A 17698-nucleotide genomic window follows, 5' to 3' on the forward strand; every position below is an offset into this window, starting at 1 on the left:
GCCCGCCGGTTGGTAGGGGGTGTCGCCTCCCACCACCTCGGCCCGGCGGTCCCCGGCCCCGGTCGGGTGGGGCGAGGGGCGAGGGACGAGGGGCGATCCGGCTAAGGTGCAGCCGGGGGCCGGGGACGGACTGGGAACACGGGTGCGGCATGCGGATTCTCCTGCTGGGACCGTTGGAACTGCGGAGCGACCGGGGCGTGCCCGTGCACGTCGGGGGGTCCCGGCGGCGGGCCGTGCTGGCCGCGCTGGCGCTGGAGGCCAACCGGGTCGTCCCGGTCGAGCGGCTGGTCGACCTCACCTGGGAGCACGCCCCGCCGTCCACCGCCCGGGCCGCGCTCCAGGGCCACATCGCCCGGCTGCGCACCCTGCTGGACGGCGGGCTCCGGCTGGAGACCCGCGCACCCGGCTACGTCCTGCACGCCGACCCGGAGCTGATCGACACCCACCGACTGGAGCACCTGCTCGACCGCGTCGGCACCGCGGACGGGGAGGAGGCCGCGGTCCCGCTGCTGCGCGAGGCGCTCGCGCTCTGGCGCGGGCCGACCCTGGCGGACTGCGGCTCGGCCGCGCTGCGCGAAGCCGCCGCCGGACGGCTGGAGACCCTGCGGGTCGAGGCGCTGCAGCAGCTCGCCGGGCACGAGCTGCGCACCGGCCGGGGCCGGTCGGTGACGTCACAGCTCACCGCCGCACTCCCCGAGCACCCGCTGCGCGAATCACTCGTCCGCCTCACCGTGCTCTGCCTCCACCAGGAGGGCCGGAGCGCCGAGGCCCTCGCCGTGTACGAGGAGGCGCGCGGCAGGCTCGCCGAGGAGGCCGGGATCGACCCGGGGCCGGCACTGCGCGAGGCCGCGGCTCAGGTCCGGTCCGCTGGTGCTGCTGCTGCTGCTGCTGCGGAAGAACGACCCGCGCCCGCCCCCGCCCGACTGCCGCGCGCTCCCCGCCGCTTCGTCGGCCGGGCGGGCGAACTGGCCTGGCTGGACGAGCAGTGCGCGAGCCTCCGGCGAACGCACCGGCCCGGGTACGGCGGCAACGGCCCGGTCCTGCTGGTCACCGGCCCGGCCGGGGTCGGCAAGACCGCCCTGGTGCTGAGCTGGTCGCACCGGCTCGGACCGGCCTTCCCGGACGGGCGGGTCGCCGTCAACCTGCGGGGCTTCGACGAGACCGAACCGCTGCGCCCCGAGGAGGCCCTGGCCGAGCTGCTGCGGGCGCTCGGCGCCGACGAGAGCGCCGTGCCGGCCACCCCGGAGGAGGCCGCGGCGGCCTGCCGGAGACTGCTGGCCGGGCGCCGGGTGCTGATCGTGCTGGAGAACGCCCGCGACGCCGGGCAGGTCCGCCCGCTGCTGCCGGTCGAGCCCGGCTGCGCGGTCGTGGTGACCAGTCGGCACCGGCTGACCGAGCTGGTCGTCGAGGCGGACGCCCGCGCGCTGCCGCTGGCCTCGCTCCCGGCCGGGGACGCCTTCGACGTGCTCGCCGAGGTCACCGGACGGCCCCGGCTGGCGGCCGAGCCGGAGGCGGCGCGGCGGGTCGTGGAGCTGTGCGAGGGGCTGCCGCTGGCGCTGCGGATCGCCGGTTCGCGGCTGGCCACCCGCCCGCACTGGCGGGTGGCGACCCTGGCCGGGGAACTGGCCGACGAGCGCTCCCGGCTGGCCGCTCTGGCCACCCAGGGCGCGTTGAGCGTGGCGGCGGCCCTGGAACTGACGGTCCGCAGCCTGCCCGGCCCGGCCGCCGGTCTGTTCCGGCTGCTCGGCATCCACCCCGGCCAGCAGGTCGACACCCGGGCCGCCGCCGCGCTCGCGGGCACCGGCCTGCGGGCGGCGGCCGCCGCCCTGGAACTGCTGCACCGGGCGCACCTGGTGGCGGAGACCGTTCCCGGCCGGTTCGAGCGGCACGACCTGGTCCGGCTGTACGCCCGGCAGGCCGCCGAGGAGCTGCCGGCCGCCACCCGGGACGCCGCGCTGGCCCGGCTGTTCGACCACTACCTCGCCGCGACGGCGGCCGGCCTCGTGCTGGCCCGGCCGGACGCCCGGCACCACCGCCCGTCCGCACAACCCCCGTGCGGCGCTCAGGAGTTCGCGAGTTCGGCGGAGGCGCTCGACTGGTTCCGGGGCGAGGAGCCCGCCGTCCGCGGCCTGATCGCCCTGGCCGGCCGGTGGGGGCGGCCCGAGTACGCCTGCCGGATGGTCGAGAACGCCGGGTACCTCTACCTGGACGCCGGCCTGTTCCGCGCCTGGGAGGACTCCGCCCGGACGGCGCTGCGCGCCGCCGAGGCCGCGGGGACCGCCGCCGACTGGCCGCACCTGTACTCCAACCACAGCCTGTCACTGGGCTGGCTGGGCCGACGGGCCGAGGCGCTGGAGCAGTCCGCGCGCGCCGTCGCCGTCGCCGACCCGGAGAGCCGGCCCGTCCTGCGGCACCGCTACCTGAGCATGCGCAACAGCTTCCTGGACGACTACGGCGACCCGGTGAAGGCCCTCCCCGGAATCGTCGAGACGGTCACCGAGGCCCGGGCCGGCGGCGACGACCGGACGCTCTCCCAGGCACTCAACAACCTCGCCGACGCCCTGCTGCGGGCCGACCGGGCCGCGGAGGGCCTCGCACCGATCACCGAATCGCTCGCCCTGCTGGCCGGCCGCGAGTCCGACCCGTACCTGGTGATCTCGACCAAGACCCACGCCCAGGTGCTGAGCGCGCTCGGCCGCTCCGAGGAGGCGGTCGAGCAGATCCACCGCGCCCTGGAACTCGGCCGCGCCCAGGGCAACCAGGCCCATGCCGAGTTCGACTTCGCGGACGTCATGGGGCAGGTGCTGTACGACCGGGGCCGGACCGCCGAGGCCCGCGCCCACTGGGAGCACGCCCTCGAACTCGCCGCCGAGCAGGGGCGGATGACCCGGCAGGTGGAGCGGGTGAAGGAACGGCTGGCGCAGTGCGGGCCGCCGTGACGGGCACGCGCTCAGACGCCCCGGGACGGCCGGTACGGCGCGGGCTGACGGCCGGGCAGGCCGGGTACGGCGGGTACGCCGGCGGAGGCGGTCGCCGCGGTGGAGGCCGTCGAGGTGGAGGCCGTCGAGGTGGTGGGGCGGGCCGAGCCGCCTACGGTCGTCCGTACGCCCGAGGCCGTGGGAGCCGCCGCGCCGGAGGCCGTGGTGCGGCGTGCCGCCGACGGCGCCGGCCCGGCCGCAGGTGCGGGCGTGCCGCCGTCCGGCTCGACCCGCTCGATCCGCAGCACCAGGTTGCGGTCCCGGCGGTCGCCCGCCCGGTCACGGTTACGGCTGTGCACGGACTGCGTCAGCACGCCCCGGATCTCCTGCCAACGCCCCTGTACGGCACGGATGTTGGGGCACCACTCGGAGCCGTAGCGGTGTTCCAGCGCCAGCTGCCAGTTGTCGGCCGCCACCAGGTGGACCGCGCCGACCGTCGCCGGGATCTCCACCGGGGCGGCGCCCCGGACGGTCACCACCGCCCGCTGCGGCCACTCGCCCTCCACCGCCGTCACCGTGATCCGGCTCGGCCCCTGGTACCAGGCCATCGCTGCGGTCCTCCCTCGTCCGTCCGCGCCGGTTCGTCGCCCGGCCCCACCCGGTACCACGGACGGCGGGCCCGGGAGGTTCGAACCAGCGTGAACCGGTCGGCACCCGTGAACCGGTCGACCCCCGTGAACCGGTCGGCGCCGTGAACCGGTCGGTGCCCGCCGGCCGTGCAACCCGGCGAGCACCGTCACCCGGGGAGAGCACACGTGACCAGGACCGAATCACCGAGGCGGATCTCCGTGATCTGCTGCGCGGCCGCCGCCGGCCTCGTCACGGCCGGACTCCTCGCGGTGCACGTCCCGCCCCCACCCGCTCCCGCCCGGCCGCACCCGGCCGGCGCGGCGGCGCCCGCAGCGGCCGGAACCCCGGCCCGGCCACCGTCCGGCCCGACCCGCACCGGGGTCCGGGCACCGCTGCCGGACGGGGCGGACACCGCCGGGGCCCTCACCGTCCCCGCCGACCTCACCGACCCCGCCGGAGGCCCCCGTTGAACGAGGACCCGCACGGCACGACACCGGGCCCCGGCCTCCAACTGCCCTGGATCGCCGAGGAAGAGGAAGGCGAAACGGACCCGCCGCACCCCACCGCCGGCCCGCTCGCCGCCCGGCTGTCCGCCGGCCTCGGCCGGCTGGGCGACCGGTCCCGCTGGGACGCCCGCCGGATCGCGATGGCCGCCTCGATGGCCACCGGCGCGGTCCTGCTGCTCGTCGCCCCGTTCATCGAGCCGGACGGCGGCAGCGGCGACCCGGCTACGGCCGCCGCGCCGACCGGCCGCTCGCCCCTGGGCACCCACGGCCGGGCCCACCCCCCGACGCCCGCACCCACCGGGCCGACCGAGCCGACCGCGACGCCCGGCAGCTCCGCCGACCCCACCGGCACGCCCACCGGGAGCCCGTCCGCCGCGCCGTCCCCGACCGACGACCCGCACCAGGCCCCGCCCACGGCCCAGGCCTCCCGGCCCGCCGCCCCGGCGGCCACCACCCCCGCACCAGCCGCACCAGCCGCGACACCCGCCTTGGCCGCCCCTGCCGCCCCGCAGGCCCCGCCCGCCCCACAGCCCGCCCCCGGCTACCGGGCCGTCGCCGGACTCGGCTGCTCCGGCCCCGGCGCCCGGTTCCAGGAGGTCGGGGCGTTCCGCCAGGGGGCCGACGGCTGGGTCACCGTCAGCAGCGGCGGCTACGGCGGCGATTCCTGCGACGGTCGGTACGACGCGGTCCCGATGTCCGGCGACCGCGCCAAGGACGACAACAGCACCTACGCCCTGTGGACCTTCGACACCGGCCCCGGCCCGGCCTCCTGCGCCGTCGCCGTCTACGTCCCGGACTCCTCCTCGGTCCAACAGGTCGGCGGCGCCCCCGCCTACTACACGGTGGCCGCCGTCTCCGGCGCCGACCTCGGGTCCTTCACCGTCGACCAGGTCTCCCACCGCGGCAGCTGGGTGGACGCCGGCACCTTCCGCGCCCAGGCCGGACCACTGACCGTCCGCCTCCACAACCGCGGCCAGGACTGGACCGGCTCCGGCCGGGCCACCCACGCCCACCTCGCGGCCGCCGCGATCCGGGTCACCTGCCAGGGGTGACGCGACGCGCGGGTGACGGCAACCGTCACCCGCGCGAGCGCCCGTAGGGCCATCCGTCAGACCGTCAGGCGGTCACGCGGTACCAGTACCCGCCGGTGCGCAGACCGGCGTAGTGCACGTTGGTACCCGTCTCCTTGGCCTCGTACATCATGTCCGCGCCGGTGGCGGAGTCGGTGCCGGCGTAGATCACCACGTGGTGGGTGTCGTGCGGGCCGTTGCCGAAGTACTCGACGTCGCCCGGGCGGCGCTGGGACTCCGTGATCGGGGTGAGGTGCTTGTCCAGGGTCTGCTCGGTGGTGTCGCCGCCGTTGGCGAGGTCGATGCCGGCGCCGAACCAGAAGGCCGCGCGGACCAGGCCCGAGCAGTCCACGCCGACGGTGGTGTTGGCCGGGCAGGGCTGGATCGAACCGGTGTAGCCGTCGCAGGTGCCCAGCGACGGGCCGGGGCCCTCGCCGCGCAGCGAGTGGCCGCCGCCCCACACGTACGGGACGCCCAGGTAGGACTTGGCCGCGTTCAGGACCTTGGTGGAGTCGATCGGGCCGCTGGGCAGCGGGACGGGCTTGCTGCCGTAGAGGGCGTTCTTGACGGCCGTGCCGACGATGCCGTCGATGGCCAGGGCGTGCGCGGCCTGGAAGTTGCGCACCGCCGTGTCGGTGGCGGGGCCGAACTGCCCGTCCACGGTGAGGCGGCCCGCGTTGAAGGTGTTCAGCATGGACTGCAGGGTCTTGGCGCACGCGCCGGTGGCGCCCTTCTGCAGGTCCCCGCACTGGGTGCGCAGGTCGACCGTGCCGGAGGCGGCCGCCGCGGCCGCGTCTATGGCCGCCTTGGTGGCCCGGCCGACGATGCCGTCCACGTCCAGGGAGTGCGCGGTCTGGAAGTCGCGCACCGCCGTGTCCGTACCCGAGCCGAACTGCCCGTCCACGGTGAGGTGGGCGCCGGTCTGGTTGAGCTCCAGCTGGAGCTGGGTGACGCAGCCGTCGACCTCGCCCTTCTGGAGGTTGGCCGGGCAGGACGGAGAGGTGATCGGTATCGGGGCCGGCACGGTCGCGGCGGAGGCCGCCGAGGCGGTGAAGGCGCCGACGCCCGTCAGCACGGACGCCAGGGCCAGGCCCAGCGACAAGCGGCGCCGGGTGGGGAGGACGGTGTTCACAGGGGTCTCCAAATCCATGATGATTCGTCAGAACTCTGCCTCACCCGGCCACCCGTACGGGAGGGGTACGCCGTCCCATCCGCCGGACGGCCGCGTCTCACGGCACCCGCCCGGACGATGGGACGAGCCGCCACCCGGGTACGGCACCCAACGGGCGCAGCCGTTGAGCTGGGCCGACGGACGGAAGGACGGCGTCCGCCGCAGCCCTCGGCCACCGGGGAATCCGCGGCGTCCCGGCCCGCATCCCGGGAAACCGTCCCGCACGTCCTCCACCGCGCGGGCCGCCACGCGCTCGGTCACCTCACGGACCCTCACCTCGCCCCGGGCCGGGCGGGCGGCCGCTCGGCCCGGGGCGGTGCCCGCTACCGGGCACGCTCGCCTTCGCGGCGGCGGCGGGTGCCGACCATGCCGAAGGCGCCGCCGAGCAGCAGCAGGGCGCCGGCGCCCTCCATCAGGATGCCGGTGGCGTCGCCGCCGCCGGTGTGGGCCAGGGCCTGGCCGGTGCCGGAGCCCGTGCCGGAGGCCGCTTCGGTGGTGGGCGCCGGGGCGGGGGCGGCGGGACTGGGGGACGTGGTGGGGGCGGAGGACTGGGTCGGGGTCGGGGCCGGGAGCGCCGTGGTGGGCTCGTCGGTCGGCGCCGGGTCGGTGTCGGAGGCGGGGGCGGTCGCGGTCGCGGTGGGCGCCGGCGTCCGGCTCGGCTGAGCCGTTCCATTGCCCGTGCCGGTACCGGTACCGGTCGGGGTGGTCGGGCCGGGCGCGGGGGCCGAGACCGTGGTGCAGTCCGCCGTCGGCGTCGCGGGGGCCGTACGGGTGCTCGTGGCGCGGGACTCGGTGGGGGACGCGGCGGAGGCGGTGGCCCTGGGCGTCCCGTGCTTGGTCCGGCTCGCGCTCGGGCTCGCCGTGGGCCCGTCGGAGCCGTCGTCCGTCGGACCGGCCGGTTCCCCGGCCGTGGCGGTGGCGGCGCTCGCCGCGCGCCGCTCCTGCTGCCGGGTGGCCGTCGGCGACGGTGAGGCGCCCGATTCCGGCGGCTGGTGGTCGTCCGCCGGCATCCCGGTGGCGGCGGTGGCCTCGGTCGCCGCGCGCCGGGTCTGCTTGCGGGTGGCCGTCGGAGCGGGTGGCCCGCCGTCGGCCGCGGGCTTCGCGGTGGTGGTCACACCGGTGGCGGGCTCGGGATTGGCGGGCTCGGGGTCCGGGCAGTGGGAGCTGGTGCCGACAGGTCCCCCAGGGGTGGAGTCGACGTGGTAGCCGGCCACGATCCTGGTGAAGGCGTACGGGTCCTGCTGGATCCCGCCGCAGACCGAGGCGCTCTCCGCAGTGAACTCCCCGCCGCACGGGCGGTCCCGGTTGACGGCCCAGTAGGTGAAGCGGGCCAGGTGGTGGGCGGCCGCGAAGTCCCGCATGGCGCGGAAGTCCGCCGGGCCGACCAGCTCGTCCTTGCTGTCGGAGTGCCCGTTGATGGAGGACAGGCCGGTGTGCCGCCAGGCGGTGTCCGCGTCGTAGCCGTAGGCGTGGACGAGGGCCTGCTGGAGGCCGGTCAGGGCGGAGACGGTGGCGTCGACCATGGTGCCGGGGTGGCTGTCGAAGTCGAACGGCATCACCACCCAACCGTCCACCTCCACGCGGGCCTTGGCGGCCCGGGCGATCAGGTCCGCGCCGTCGGCGTCCGGGCCGTTCAGTTCGGTGCTGAAGGTGACGTAGACCCGCAGGCCGGGGTTCTTCGCCTTGACCGCCCCGAGTGCCTCGACCACTCGCTGCCGGGCGTCGGCGCTGGTCAGCTCGGTGGACTCGATGTCGATGTCGATCGCCTTCAACTGGTAGGCGTCGATCACCTTCTGGTAGGCGGCGGCGAGTTGGGTGGAGTCCGCGCACTTCTCGCCGAGCTTGGCGCCGTCCCAGCCGCCGAAGGAGGCCACCGCCTCGCCGCCGGCCGCGCGGATCGCCTTGATCTTCGCCTGGTCGTCCCCGCCGGTCAGCGGACGGCTGCCGTCCCAGCGCGGGTCGCAGCCCTGGCCGGCGAGCAGGAAGGCGAGGGTGAACTGCTTGAGCCCGGTCGCCTTCATCACCGCGACCGGGTCCTGGGCGTCGCCCCAACCCAGTTACTCGTAGGCGGCGTTGAGGCCGACCGGGTCGGTGGCGGCGGCCGGGGCGTCGTTCTGCGCGACGATCAGGACGCCGCCGGCCGCGATCGCGGTGGCAGCGGCGGCGATCCGCCGACGGCGGCTGAGCCGGTGTTTGGGCATGGCGGTCGCTCTCCTGAGTCAGGGCCGGCCGACACCCGGCCCGTCCCGGGTCCGCCGCCGCCCACGGGGATTTCTCGCCGGGGGATACGGCCCGCCGCCCCGCTCCGGTTCACCGCTCCCCCGGTCGGCCGTCGCCCCGCCGCACGGCACGGCCCACCTCGGCCCGCCTCAGCTCAGCGCCAGGTGCACCGCCGTGGTCAGCAGGTAGCCCAGCGCGAAGACAACCGCCGTACGGCGCAGCCCCGTTGCCCGGAGCAGGACGGCCGCGCTGCCGAACCAGACCAGGTCCAGCACCGCCCGGGCCGCCCCGTGCAGCGGCACCTGCGCGCCCGGTGCGCCGAACAGGGCCCAGACCGCGACGTACCCGGCGGGCAGGGCGAGGGCGAGTGCCCAGCGGGCCGGCCGGGTGGTGCGCCGGGTGAGTGCGAACCGTACGGCGGCGGCGTAGACGGCGAGTTCGAGCAGGAAGGCGAGCGCGTCGTCGGCCGTGCGCAGCACCGCGGTCATCGTGCGCCCCCGGTGGCCCGCCGCGCCGTCGCCAGGTGCGGCAGCGCCAGGGCGCCGGCCCCGAGCGGCGGTGAGTCCGTCATCGTCCCCCGCATATCAAGCACACCTCCAATGATTCGAGCCCTGAATGATTCTGTGGAGATATTATCGCCGCCATGGACGCCGTCAACCCCCCTTCGCTGACCTCCTCGCTCGCCTTCCGCCTCGGCACCCTGGGCACCGTCGCCACCGCGCGCTTCACCGCCGCCGTCGAGAGCCGCGGCCTCAAGCCGAAGCACGTCGCGCTGCTCGCCACCCTCGACGCGGGTGCCGCCGCCTCCCAACTGGAGCTGGCCCAGGTGATGGGAGTGGCGCCGAGCCTGGTGGTCAGCCTGGCCGACCAGTTGCAGGCGCTGGGCGCGGTGGCCCGCGAGCGCGACCCCGCCGACCGCCGCCGCCAGACGCTGACCCTCACCGCGGACGGCCGCGCCCTGCTGCACGAGTGCACCGCCCTGGCGCACGCCGTCGACGACGAGTTGGCCGCCGCCCTCTCCCCCGCCGAACGCGAGTCCCTCCGCCGGGCCCTGGGTGTGCTCGCCCGCGAGGCCGGGCTGCCGGTCGAGGAATGACCCCGGGTTCCGGCCCCCGGGCCCCCGGAACGCGAAGGCGGCGCCGGTGCCCTCGCACCGACGCCGCCCGCCGCCCCACCGACCAGCCCTACCGACCGCCGCCCCACCGACCGGCCCGTGCCGTGACCGAGACGGTTCGCCGGGTGGGTGCGGTCAGTCGGAGCGCGCCGCCTTCCACACCCACGAGGTTCGGCGGGGAAGGCCGTCCAGTTCCTGGCGGCCGGTGCACCAGAGCAGCACCTGGACGGGGTCTCCGGGAGGAGCGTCGGGGAACAGCCGACCGAGGACGGCCGCGCACAGCGGTGCGGGCGGCTGCCAGTCCACGGCCAGCCCCTGGGTGATGTCGTGCGTGTGCAGCAGGATTTCAGCGACGCCCATGGCCGCGAAGCCCTCGGGATCGCAGGGACCCCAGTGCCAGGCACGCGAGGTCGGACCGGCCGCGGCCAGTGCGGAGCTGAGGAGGCAGCCGCAGGCGGCGACCGTCCGGAGCACCTCGGCCGGGGAGGCGGTGGGGCGGACGGTCAGGTCGAACGGGAGGTAGGAGTCGGCGGGACGTGCTGCCACCTGCCCCGCGTAGGCCAGCAGGTCGTGCGCGATGTGAGCCGCCGTCTCCCAGCAGCTCCACTCCAGCGGACCGGCCGGCACCGTCCAGTCCTCGTCGGCATGCAGTCCCAGGACCTTCAGCGACTCCGCCAGGGCCGTGTCGACGTCCCGGTGGTCCATGTGCAGCTCCTCGTGCGGTTCGTGCGGTGCGAAGGGGATGTGGCCGCGGCGTCTTCACGCCCGCCGGCGCAGGTGGGCGCGTCGCCTCAGACCTCGCCGAGGAATCCCGGGTCGGTCAGCCCCGCCTGCCCGGCGAAGTCGGCCGCCACTCCGAGCACCTCGTGCATCGGCACCGCACGGCGGCTGGTGGCCGCCAGGTCCGCCTGGGCCTGCTCGGACCACAGGAACGGGAACACCGTGATCCCCTGGGACGGGGTCAGGGCCGCGGCCTCCGCCCGCCAACCGGGCCAGCGCACACCGTCGTAGAAGCTCTCCGCACCGCCCGAGAGCAGCCAGGAGACCCAGGCCGAGTGGCCGATCCCCAGGGCCTCCCATTCCAGGGTGTCGGGAGCGAAGTAGGTGATCTGCCCCGGCGCGCCCGGACGGCCCGCCGCCGCGGGGTCGTGGCCGTTCAGCGCGAAGACCCCGCCCACGGCGTCGTGGCCGACGACGAGACCGTCCGCGGGATGCCAGGCGGACTCGAAGGCCGCCGGGAACCCGTTGACCCGGCCCAGGCTCGGCAGGCCCCCGTCCCCGGCCGCACCGCCGCCGAACACCCGCACCCACCCGTCGTCCAGCAGCAGCCCGCCCGTGTTCAGGACCAGGGCGCCGAGCACCGACCGCGCCGTCACCTGCAACTGCAGGAGGCAGCGGCGCCCCTCCTCCTGGTCGACCGGCAGCAGCTCCACCGGCACGGCCGCCGCCGCGATCGTCGCCGCCAGCTCGGGCCACGCCGGATCGTCCACCTCGGTCAACTCGTCGATCTCTCGCATCCGAGGATGATCGCACCGAACCCGCCCGGCCCCGGCATCCGCCCGCCCGCCTGCCCGCCTGCCCGCCTGCCGGTCGGGGCCGGCAACTGCCGTTGCCCGCTCGGCACCTGCCCGCCGGGAGGCCGCTCCGCTAGCGGGCGGTGCGGCCGAGGGGCGGGGTGCGGGGGCGGAGGACCTCGCCCTGGGGGCCGAACATGACCAGGTACTCGACCGGGGCGTCGGTCCCGGCGTTCGCGACGCCGTGGGGGGTGCGGGTGTCGAACTCGGCGACGTCACCGGCGCCCAGGATCAGGTCCTGGTCGCCGAGGGCCAGCCGGAGCCGCCCGTACAGGACGCAGAGCCACTCGTACCCGTCGTGGGAGGACTGCCGGGGCCGGGCCGGTGGCGCGTCGGCGTCGGCGGTGGCGGCGGTGGCGGCGGTGGCGGCGGCGGCGGGCAGGACGTGCTTGTGGGCGTGCAGGCCACCCACGTAGCGGGTCAGCGGCAGCACGGACTTGTCGGTGGCGTCGGGGCGCCGCCGCCGTGTCGTCGCGCCGGCGGGGGGAGCGGGAGTGGTGCCGGCCAGCTCGTCGAGTGAGGCGCCGTACTCCTGCGCGAGCCGCAGCAGCACCTCCAGGGTCGGTCGGCGCCGGCCGGTCTCGATCCGCGACAGCGTGCTCAGGGCGATCCCGGTCGCGCGGCTGACGCCGGTGAGGGTGGCCCCGCGCCGCTCGCGCGCGGCCCGCAGCCGGGGGCCGATGCTCGCCAGCACGTCGGCCGTACGGTCGTCCGTCATCGCTGCCCGCCCCCTCCGGTCGTACCCTCGCCGACGCCCTGTCCTGCCAGTTTGCCAGGATGTCAAGGATCTTCGCGCCGGGCGGGCGCGGCGCCGCATGATCGGTGGGCAGCCGCACCCGCCCGTTCACCGAGGAGTTGCGATGAACCGCCCCTTGCCGTCCGCCGAACCGCACCACCGCACCGTCGAGGGGCCCGCCGGGCGCCTGCACCTGGTCGAGCAGGGCAGCGGACCGCTGGTGCTGCTCCTGCACGGCTTCCCCGAGTCCTGGTACTCCTGGCGCCACCAGCTCCCGGCCCTCGCCGCGGCGGGGTACCGGGCCGTGGCACTCGACGTGCGCGGCTACGGCCGGTCCTGCACGCCGGCCGGGCCGGACGCCTACCGGATGGTCGACCTGGCGGCGGACAACGTCGCCGTGGTCCGCGCCCTCGGCGAGGAGCGGGCGGTGCTCGTCGGGCACGACTGGGGTGCCGGCATCGCGGCCACCTCCGCCCTGCTGCACCCCGGGGTCTTCCGCGCCGTCGCCCTGCTGAGCGTCCCCTACGCGCCGCCCGGCGGCCCCCGCCCCGGCGAGGTACTCGCCCAACTGGGCGGCGAGGAGGAGGAGTTCTACGTCTCGTACTTCCAGGAGCCCGGCCGGGCCGAGGCGGAGATGGAGTCCGACCTCCGGGGCTGGCTCGCGGGCTTCTACGCGGCCCTGTCCGCCGGCACCATGCCGGGCCGGGACGAGCCGGACCCGCACTTCCTGGCCCGCGCCGGCGGCCGCCTGCGCGACCGCTTCCCCCGGGGCGCGCTCCCCGGCTGGCTGACCGAGGAGGACCTCGACGTGTACGCGGGCGAGTTCGAGCGCACCGGCATGACCGGGGCGCTCAACCGCTACCGCGCCATGGACCGCGACTGGGCGGACCTCGCCCCGTACCGCGGCGCGCCGATCGAGCAGCCGTCCCTGTTCATCGGCGGGGCGCTGGACGCCTCCACGACCTGGCTGGCCGACGCGATCGCCGCCTTCCCCACCACCCTGCCCGGCCTGGCGGCCGCCCACCTCCTCGACGGCTGCGGGCACTGGATCCAGCAGGAGCGGCCCGCGGAGGTCAACCGCCTGCTGACCGAATGGCTCGACGCCCTCCCGGCCTGACGGCACGCCCGGGCCGGGGCGGCGGGCCTGCGTCCGTCACTCGTCCTCGCAGGAGGAGTGGGGTTCGTACGGCTCGAAGTCGCGGTGGTCGAGGAGTTCCGCGATGGAGAAGGGGTGCCGGTGGTCGGCGAGGAGGCGGTGGACGAACTCGGCGGTGGAGCCGTCGAAGCGGGCCTCGTGGTCGCCGTCCTCGTTGCGGGCGAGGACCGGCCACCGGTCCGGGTCCGGGCCCTCCGTCAGCCAGTAGAACTGGTCGGCCTGGACGGAGCCGGCCCACTGCAGGAGCCCGCCGGGGGCGGGGTGGAGCCGGTAGGGGTGGTAGACCGCGGCGATGTCGGGGTGGGCGGCGGCGAGTTCGGCGAGGGTTCGGGCGTTCCTCACCAGGCAGGAGGGATCGTCGGAGCCGGGCTGGGGACCGGGCAGGAAGATGTCGAGGAAACCCGCGAACGTGCCGGGGCCGAAGTGCTCCACCAAGTGCCGGTAGTCGGCTGGCAGGGCGGTGCCGAGCCCGGCCTCGGCCGACGGCCAGTCGACGGACCACTGCCGCGACCGGGGCCGGCCGGTCACCGCGGCGAGCCGTCGCACCCAGCGGGCACCCGACCCTTCGGCCCGGTCGTCCTCCTCGAAGTAGTCGGCGGGAAGGGCGAGTTCCGCCGGGTCCGCCCGGGGAGCCGTCAGCACGAGGAGCTGCGGTTCGCCGCTCCCGCCGTCCGGCCGGACGATCCCGCAGCCGACCCAGCGCCCGCCCACCGCCCACCCGCACAGGTCGACCACGCCCCCGGGGAACGCTGACACCAACGGCAGCCCGCGGCCCTCGTCGAGGGTGGGGTCGACGAAGCCGCCGGTGGCCAGGGTGCGCGAGGACCCCCAGCGGGGGCGCAGCGCCTCGACCAGGCGGCGCAGGGCGGCGTCCAGGTCGCCACCGGTCGCCACCGGCAGGCGGGCGAGGCCCGGTGCCGGACGGGCCAGCAGGGCGTCGACGCGGTGGAGGTGGTCGGCGAGTTCGTCCATCGCACCAGTCAACCGCAGACCACTGACACCTCCTCCCCCGCCCGCCGGATGAGAGGATCTCGCCGAAAGTTCTGTACGAGGAGACACCGTGAACGACCGCTCGAAGCATGACCACTCCGACTGGGAGGAGGTCGTACTCGCGGCCCGCGAACGTGCCCGCGCCCGGCAGGCCCTCATGGTCGACCGCTTCGGGCCGTCGGGTGACGTGCAGTACCACTGGTCGTTGGACGATGCGCGGATCACCTGGTCGCGCGCCGGGAAGGTGTTCCTCGCCGGCCGTCTCACGATGATCGGCAGCGTCAGCCTCGCCCAGCAGTCCTGGCTGTGGTCCTGGGCGAACGACTCGCTGCCGCGCGCGGTCCTCGGCGACATCGAGCGGGTCCGGCGGTACGGCGAGGAGAACGACTTCCCCGTCCTGCCGTGGCCGGGCTTCGACCACCGTCCCGAGCTGGTCGCCGAGGCCCGGATGGTCGCGGCGTCCGTGCTGGACGCCGACGGGCTGTGGGCGGAGTCCACGGACGACGGGCAGCTCCACTTCCTGGTGCACGACCTGGCGCCCGCCACCGGTTGACGGCCACGGGCGTGCGGGCGCCGGGCCAGGCCGCTGATCGCGGCGGGCCCGCGCGAGCCGCCCGCCGGAAACCGGGCGATTCGCGCCGGGAAGACCTCCCCCGAGCCGCGAGCATGGAGCCGTGAACCACGCCCGTACCCGGCCCCCGGAGGCGAAATGAGCAGGACCGTCGGTGACGACACCCCCCTGGTGGGGGCGAACAGCCCGTTCTTCCGGATCGTCAAGGAGGGACTGGACGGCCTGGTCGACGGCGAGGACTTCTACGACCTGCTGGCCGAGGACGTGGTCTTCGAGTTCGTGATCACCGTCCCGGGGTACCCGCGGCGGGTCGAGGGGCGCCAGGGGATCGTCGACCTGTACCGCGACTACGGCGACTACGTGGAGCTGCACGGCGCGGACGGCCTCCGGGTGCACCGGGACCGCGAGACCTCGGTGGTGGTGCTGGAGTACGCGGTCCACGGCAGGTCGGTTCCGACGGGGCGGCCCTACGACAACCACTTCGTCTCCGTGCTGACCGTCGAGGACCGCAAGGTGAAGCACTGGCGCGACTACCTCGACCCGGTCGCCGTCTTCGACGCCCAGGGGTGGCCTCGGGGCGGACGGCCGTAGCGAGCCGTCGTACCCGAGGTTCAGCCCGGCCTCGGACCCGGCCTCGGCCCCGGTGCCCGCGCGTCCGCCGGGACGGCCGGGGCCGGGGCCGGGCCCGCACCGGGGGGCTCGGTGCGTCGGACCACCGGGGTGGTGCGGAGGAGGTCGGCGAGGAGGCGGTCCATCAGGGCGCACTCCCCGGGGTCGGCGCCCTCAGCGCCCTCGGGGGCGGTGTGGGTGTGGCCGTGGGGCGGCTCCGTCGGGGCGGGCCCGGTGGCCGGTCCGCGGCAGGCTTCGGCGAGGGTGCGGCTCAGCCGGTCGAGGATGCGCTCCGGCCCGCCGTCCGCCACCCGGTCCGGGCCCGGACGTTCGGTCAGCTGCCGGGCCAGGCCGGTGACCAGGCCGCGGGCCAATTCCAGGGCCTGGTCGGCGGTTTCGAAGGCGCGCGCGGAGAGGCACTGGGTGGGGACGGCGGTGGTGAGGCGTTCGAGGGCCGCGGCGGCCGCGTCCACGGCGTGGTCGAGGAGGCGGCGGGTCGCCTCGGCCCGGTCGTGGGCGGGGAGTTCGGCGGCGAGTTCGGCGGCGTAGAGGCCCGCCAGACGGTCGCCGCGGAAGCGGCCGGGCGAGGCCTCCTGGACGAGGTGGGCCGCGTCCAGTTCGGCGAGGAGTTCGCGCGCGCGGGCCCGGGGGACACCGGCGAGGGCGGCTGCGGCGGCGCTGTCGAGGGTCCCTCCGGGGTGGAGTCCGGACAGGGTGAACAGCCGACGGGCCTCGGCGGGCAAGGCGCGGACGGTCCGGCCGAGGGCGGCCGCGATGCCGAGGGTGCCGCCGGTGGCGAGGGCGGCGAGTCCGGTGGTCCGGTCGGACATCTCGTGGACGAGGTCGTCGAGGGACCAGGCGGGCCGGGAGGCGAGCCGGGCGCCGGCCACCCGCAGGGCGAGGGGCAGTCCGTCGCAGAGCGCGGCGAGCCGGCGGGCGGCGGCCGGGTCGGCGGCGACCCGCTCGGGGCCGGCGATCCGGCCGAGCAGGTCGACGGCCTCGTCCTCGGGCAGGCCGCCGACGGGCAGCGGGATGGCGGCTTCGCGGACGACGAGGTCGGTGAGCCGGGAGCGGCTGGTGACCACCACGACGGGTTCGGGGGCGCCGGGCAGCAGCGGTTCGACCTGTTCGGCGGAGCGGGCGCCGTCGAGGACGATCAGCAGCAGCCGACCCTCGGTCAGCCGCCGGAGCAGGGCGCCCGCCCGGGCCCGGTCCTCGGGTACCTCGGCGGGCGGGACGCCGAGGCGGGTGAGCAGGAGGGCGAGGGCGGCGGCCGGGGTGAGGGGTTCCTCCTCGCCGAAGCCGCGCAGGTCGAGGTGGATCCGGCCGTCGGGGAAGCGGTCGGCGCCGGCATGGGCCCAGTGCAGGACGAGGCTGCTCTTCCCGGCTCCGGCGACTCCGGTGACGAGCACGGGCCGGCCGTCGGCGCGGCAGGCGGCGTCGTCCAGGCGGCGCAGGTCGTCGGCGCGCCCGACCAGGGCGGTGCCGGGCCTGGGCAGGGCGTCGCCGGGGCCGGCGGCGGGGCCGGAGGCGGGCACGGGGGCAGGCACGGGGGCAGGCACGGGGGCGGGAATGGAAACGGGAGCGGCGGGACGGCCGTCCCCGGCCTGCCGGAGGCAGCGGGCCAGCAGGGCGGCGGCGGGCTCGCGCCGGGGGTCGGCGGTGACGACGGCCCGGAGGTCGTCGAGGGCCTCGGCGCCCCGGCCGAGGCTCAGCAGCCGATCGGCGAGCCGCTCGACCGCGTGGGTACGGGCGGTGTCGAGCCGTCGACCGGTGGTGGCGGTCAGGGTGAGCGAGCCGGAGTCGGTGAGGGCGGGACCGTCCCAGAGGTCGAGGGCCTCACGCAGGAGGGCGGCGGCCCGTACGGCGTCGGCGGTCTCCTCGGCGGCGGCCGTCAGCCGTTGGAAGTGCTCGGCGTCGACCAGTTCGGGGTCCCCGACGAGGACGTAGCCCTGGGCGCGGGTGAGCAGGGTGAGGCCCTCGCCGAGGCTGCGCCGGACGGCGGAGACGTGCCCGTGCAGGGCGGCGCGGGCGGTGGGCGGCGGCGCGCCCTCCCACACCGTGTCGAGCAGCCGCTCGACGGTGACGTGGTCGTTGAGTTCGCTCGCGAGCAGGGCGAGCACCGCCCTGCGGCGCGCACCCGCCAGGGCGACGGGGCGCCCCTGCTCGCAACGGAGCTCGACTCGGCCCAACAGCCGGACGCGCACACCCACTCCCTGAGTGCCGGGGACATGACAGAACGGGCTGAGGATACGAACCGGGGCGATCTTCGTCCAAGCCCCCGAACCGATTGGTAAAGCAACACAACTACCAAGGGGGCTTTGGGAATCGAGCACATCTGACAGTGAGGATGTTCATGAGCGGTTCCCGGGCAGGTCTGACTCAACCTCTGACTGACCTCGGGTCCTCAACCGGATCTGTCGGCCTCGTCCG

17 protein-coding genes are annotated in these 17698 nt (G+C 76.2%); 7 read left to right on the forward strand and 10 right to left on the reverse strand.

Going from position 1 to position 17698, the window contains the following annotated elements:
* Window positions 1-197: 197 nt before the first annotated feature.
* The gene (locus tag ACFY2K_RS28035) at window positions 198-2939 is read left to right on the forward strand and encodes a BTAD domain-containing putative transcriptional regulator (protein WP_387715038.1); all 2742 of its coding nucleotides are present in this window, start codon (window positions 198-200) and stop codon (window positions 2937-2939) included.
* A gap of 11 nt (window positions 2940-2950) precedes the next feature.
* Here ACFY2K_RS28035 and ACFY2K_RS28040 read toward each other — a convergent pair whose 3' ends face one another.
* Entirely contained in the window at window positions 2951-3526 is a 576-nt protein-coding gene (locus ACFY2K_RS28040; protein ID WP_387715041.1) for a hypothetical protein, read from the reverse strand.
* 207 nt (window positions 3527-3733) lie between these two features.
* On the opposite strand from ACFY2K_RS28040, the gene ACFY2K_RS28045 reads away from it, so the two are divergent.
* On the forward strand, window positions 3734-4018 hold the full coding sequence (locus ACFY2K_RS28045) for a hypothetical protein (protein WP_387715044.1): 285 nt from the start codon (window positions 3734-3736) through the stop codon (window positions 4016-4018).
* The gene (locus ACFY2K_RS28050) at window positions 4015-5106 is read left to right on the forward strand and encodes a hypothetical protein (RefSeq protein ID WP_387715047.1); all 1092 of its coding nucleotides are present in this window, start codon (window positions 4015-4017) and stop codon (window positions 5104-5106) included. The genes ACFY2K_RS28045 and ACFY2K_RS28050 overlap by 4 nt, the downstream gene beginning before the upstream one ends.
* 64 nt (window positions 5107-5170) lie before the next feature.
* Here ACFY2K_RS28050 and ACFY2K_RS28055 read toward each other — a convergent pair whose 3' ends face one another.
* The 4 genes from ACFY2K_RS28055 to ACFY2K_RS28070 all read right to left on the reverse strand — a co-directional run bounded on the left by ACFY2K_RS28055 (window position 5171) and on the right by ACFY2K_RS28070 (window position 8994).
* The gene (locus tag ACFY2K_RS28055; RefSeq protein ID WP_380592373.1) at window positions 5171-6268 is read right to left on the reverse strand and encodes a peptidoglycan-binding protein; all 1098 of its coding nucleotides are present in this window, start codon (window positions 6266-6268) and stop codon (window positions 5171-5173) included.
* Between the two features lie 350 nt (window positions 6269-6618).
* A complete protein-coding gene (locus ACFY2K_RS28060) occupies window positions 6619-8319 on the reverse strand; it encodes a hypothetical protein (RefSeq protein ID WP_387715051.1) in 1701 nt (566 codons plus the stop codon).
* A 33-nt stretch (window positions 8320-8352) separates the two neighbouring features.
* Window positions 8353-8496 carry a hypothetical protein gene (locus tag ACFY2K_RS28065; RefSeq protein ID WP_387715054.1) on the reverse strand — a complete coding sequence of 48 codons (144 nt, stop codon included), beginning with the start codon at window positions 8494-8496 and terminating at the stop codon, window positions 8353-8355.
* Window positions 8497-8664: 168 nt separating this feature from the next.
* Window positions 8665-8994, reverse strand: coding sequence for a YrdB family protein (locus ACFY2K_RS28070; RefSeq protein ID WP_380643267.1), 330 nt, complete (start codon window positions 8992-8994; stop codon window positions 8665-8667).
* Window positions 8995-9158: 164 nt separating this feature from the next.
* Between ACFY2K_RS28070 and ACFY2K_RS28075 the strand changes: the two genes are divergently transcribed.
* Window positions 9159-9611, forward strand: a complete 453-nt coding sequence (locus ACFY2K_RS28075) for a MarR family winged helix-turn-helix transcriptional regulator (RefSeq protein WP_375884116.1) — start codon at window positions 9159-9161, stop codon at window positions 9609-9611.
* Window positions 9612-9764: 153 nt separating this feature from the next.
* Here the strand turns inward: ACFY2K_RS28075 and ACFY2K_RS28080 are convergent, their stop codons facing one another.
* The 3 genes from ACFY2K_RS28080 to ACFY2K_RS28090 all read right to left on the reverse strand — a co-directional run bounded on the left by ACFY2K_RS28080 (window position 9765) and on the right by ACFY2K_RS28090 (window position 11921).
* On the reverse strand, window positions 9765-10334 hold the full coding sequence (locus ACFY2K_RS28080) for a maleylpyruvate isomerase N-terminal domain-containing protein (protein ID WP_387715057.1): 570 nt from the start codon (window positions 10332-10334) through the stop codon (window positions 9765-9767).
* A gap of 86 nt (window positions 10335-10420) precedes the next feature.
* Window positions 10421-11146 (reverse strand): DUF2625 family protein, encoded by a 726-nt coding sequence (locus ACFY2K_RS28085; RefSeq protein ID WP_387715060.1) that lies wholly within the window; start codon window positions 11144-11146, stop codon window positions 10421-10423.
* A gap of 130 nt (window positions 11147-11276) precedes the next feature.
* Entirely contained in the window at window positions 11277-11921 is a 645-nt protein-coding gene (locus tag ACFY2K_RS28090) for a helix-turn-helix domain-containing protein (RefSeq protein ID WP_387715063.1), read from the reverse strand.
* A gap of 142 nt (window positions 11922-12063) precedes the next feature.
* On the opposite strand from ACFY2K_RS28090, the gene ACFY2K_RS28095 reads away from it, so the two are divergent.
* A complete protein-coding gene (locus ACFY2K_RS28095; protein WP_387715066.1) occupies window positions 12064-13056 on the forward strand; it encodes an alpha/beta fold hydrolase in 993 nt (330 codons plus the stop codon).
* A gap of 36 nt (window positions 13057-13092) precedes the next feature.
* On the opposite strand, the gene ACFY2K_RS28100 is transcribed toward ACFY2K_RS28095, so the two are convergent.
* Window positions 13093-14067 (reverse strand): hypothetical protein, encoded by a 975-nt coding sequence (locus tag ACFY2K_RS28100; protein ID WP_380592357.1) that lies wholly within the window; start codon window positions 14065-14067, stop codon window positions 13093-13095.
* Window positions 14068-14155: 88 nt separating this feature from the next.
* Here ACFY2K_RS28100 and ACFY2K_RS28105 point away from each other — a divergent pair, with 88 nt between their 5' ends.
* Entirely contained in the window at window positions 14156-14638 is a 483-nt protein-coding gene (locus tag ACFY2K_RS28105) for a DUF6882 domain-containing protein (protein ID WP_380592356.1), read from the forward strand.
* A gap of 156 nt (window positions 14639-14794) precedes the next feature.
* Window positions 14795-15247 (forward strand): nuclear transport factor 2 family protein, encoded by a 453-nt coding sequence (locus ACFY2K_RS28110; RefSeq protein ID WP_375884102.1) that lies wholly within the window; start codon window positions 14795-14797, stop codon window positions 15245-15247.
* A gap of 20 nt (window positions 15248-15267) precedes the next feature.
* On the opposite strand, the gene ACFY2K_RS28115 is transcribed toward ACFY2K_RS28110, so the two are convergent.
* Entirely contained in the window at window positions 15268-17472 is a 2205-nt protein-coding gene (locus ACFY2K_RS28115) for a BTAD domain-containing putative transcriptional regulator (protein ID WP_387715070.1), read from the reverse strand.
* Between the last annotated feature and the right edge of the window lie 226 nt (window positions 17473-17698).

This window comes from Kitasatospora sp. NPDC001309, assembly GCF_042896295.1.
GTDB lineage: Bacteria > Actinomycetota > Actinomycetes > Streptomycetales > Streptomycetaceae > Kitasatospora.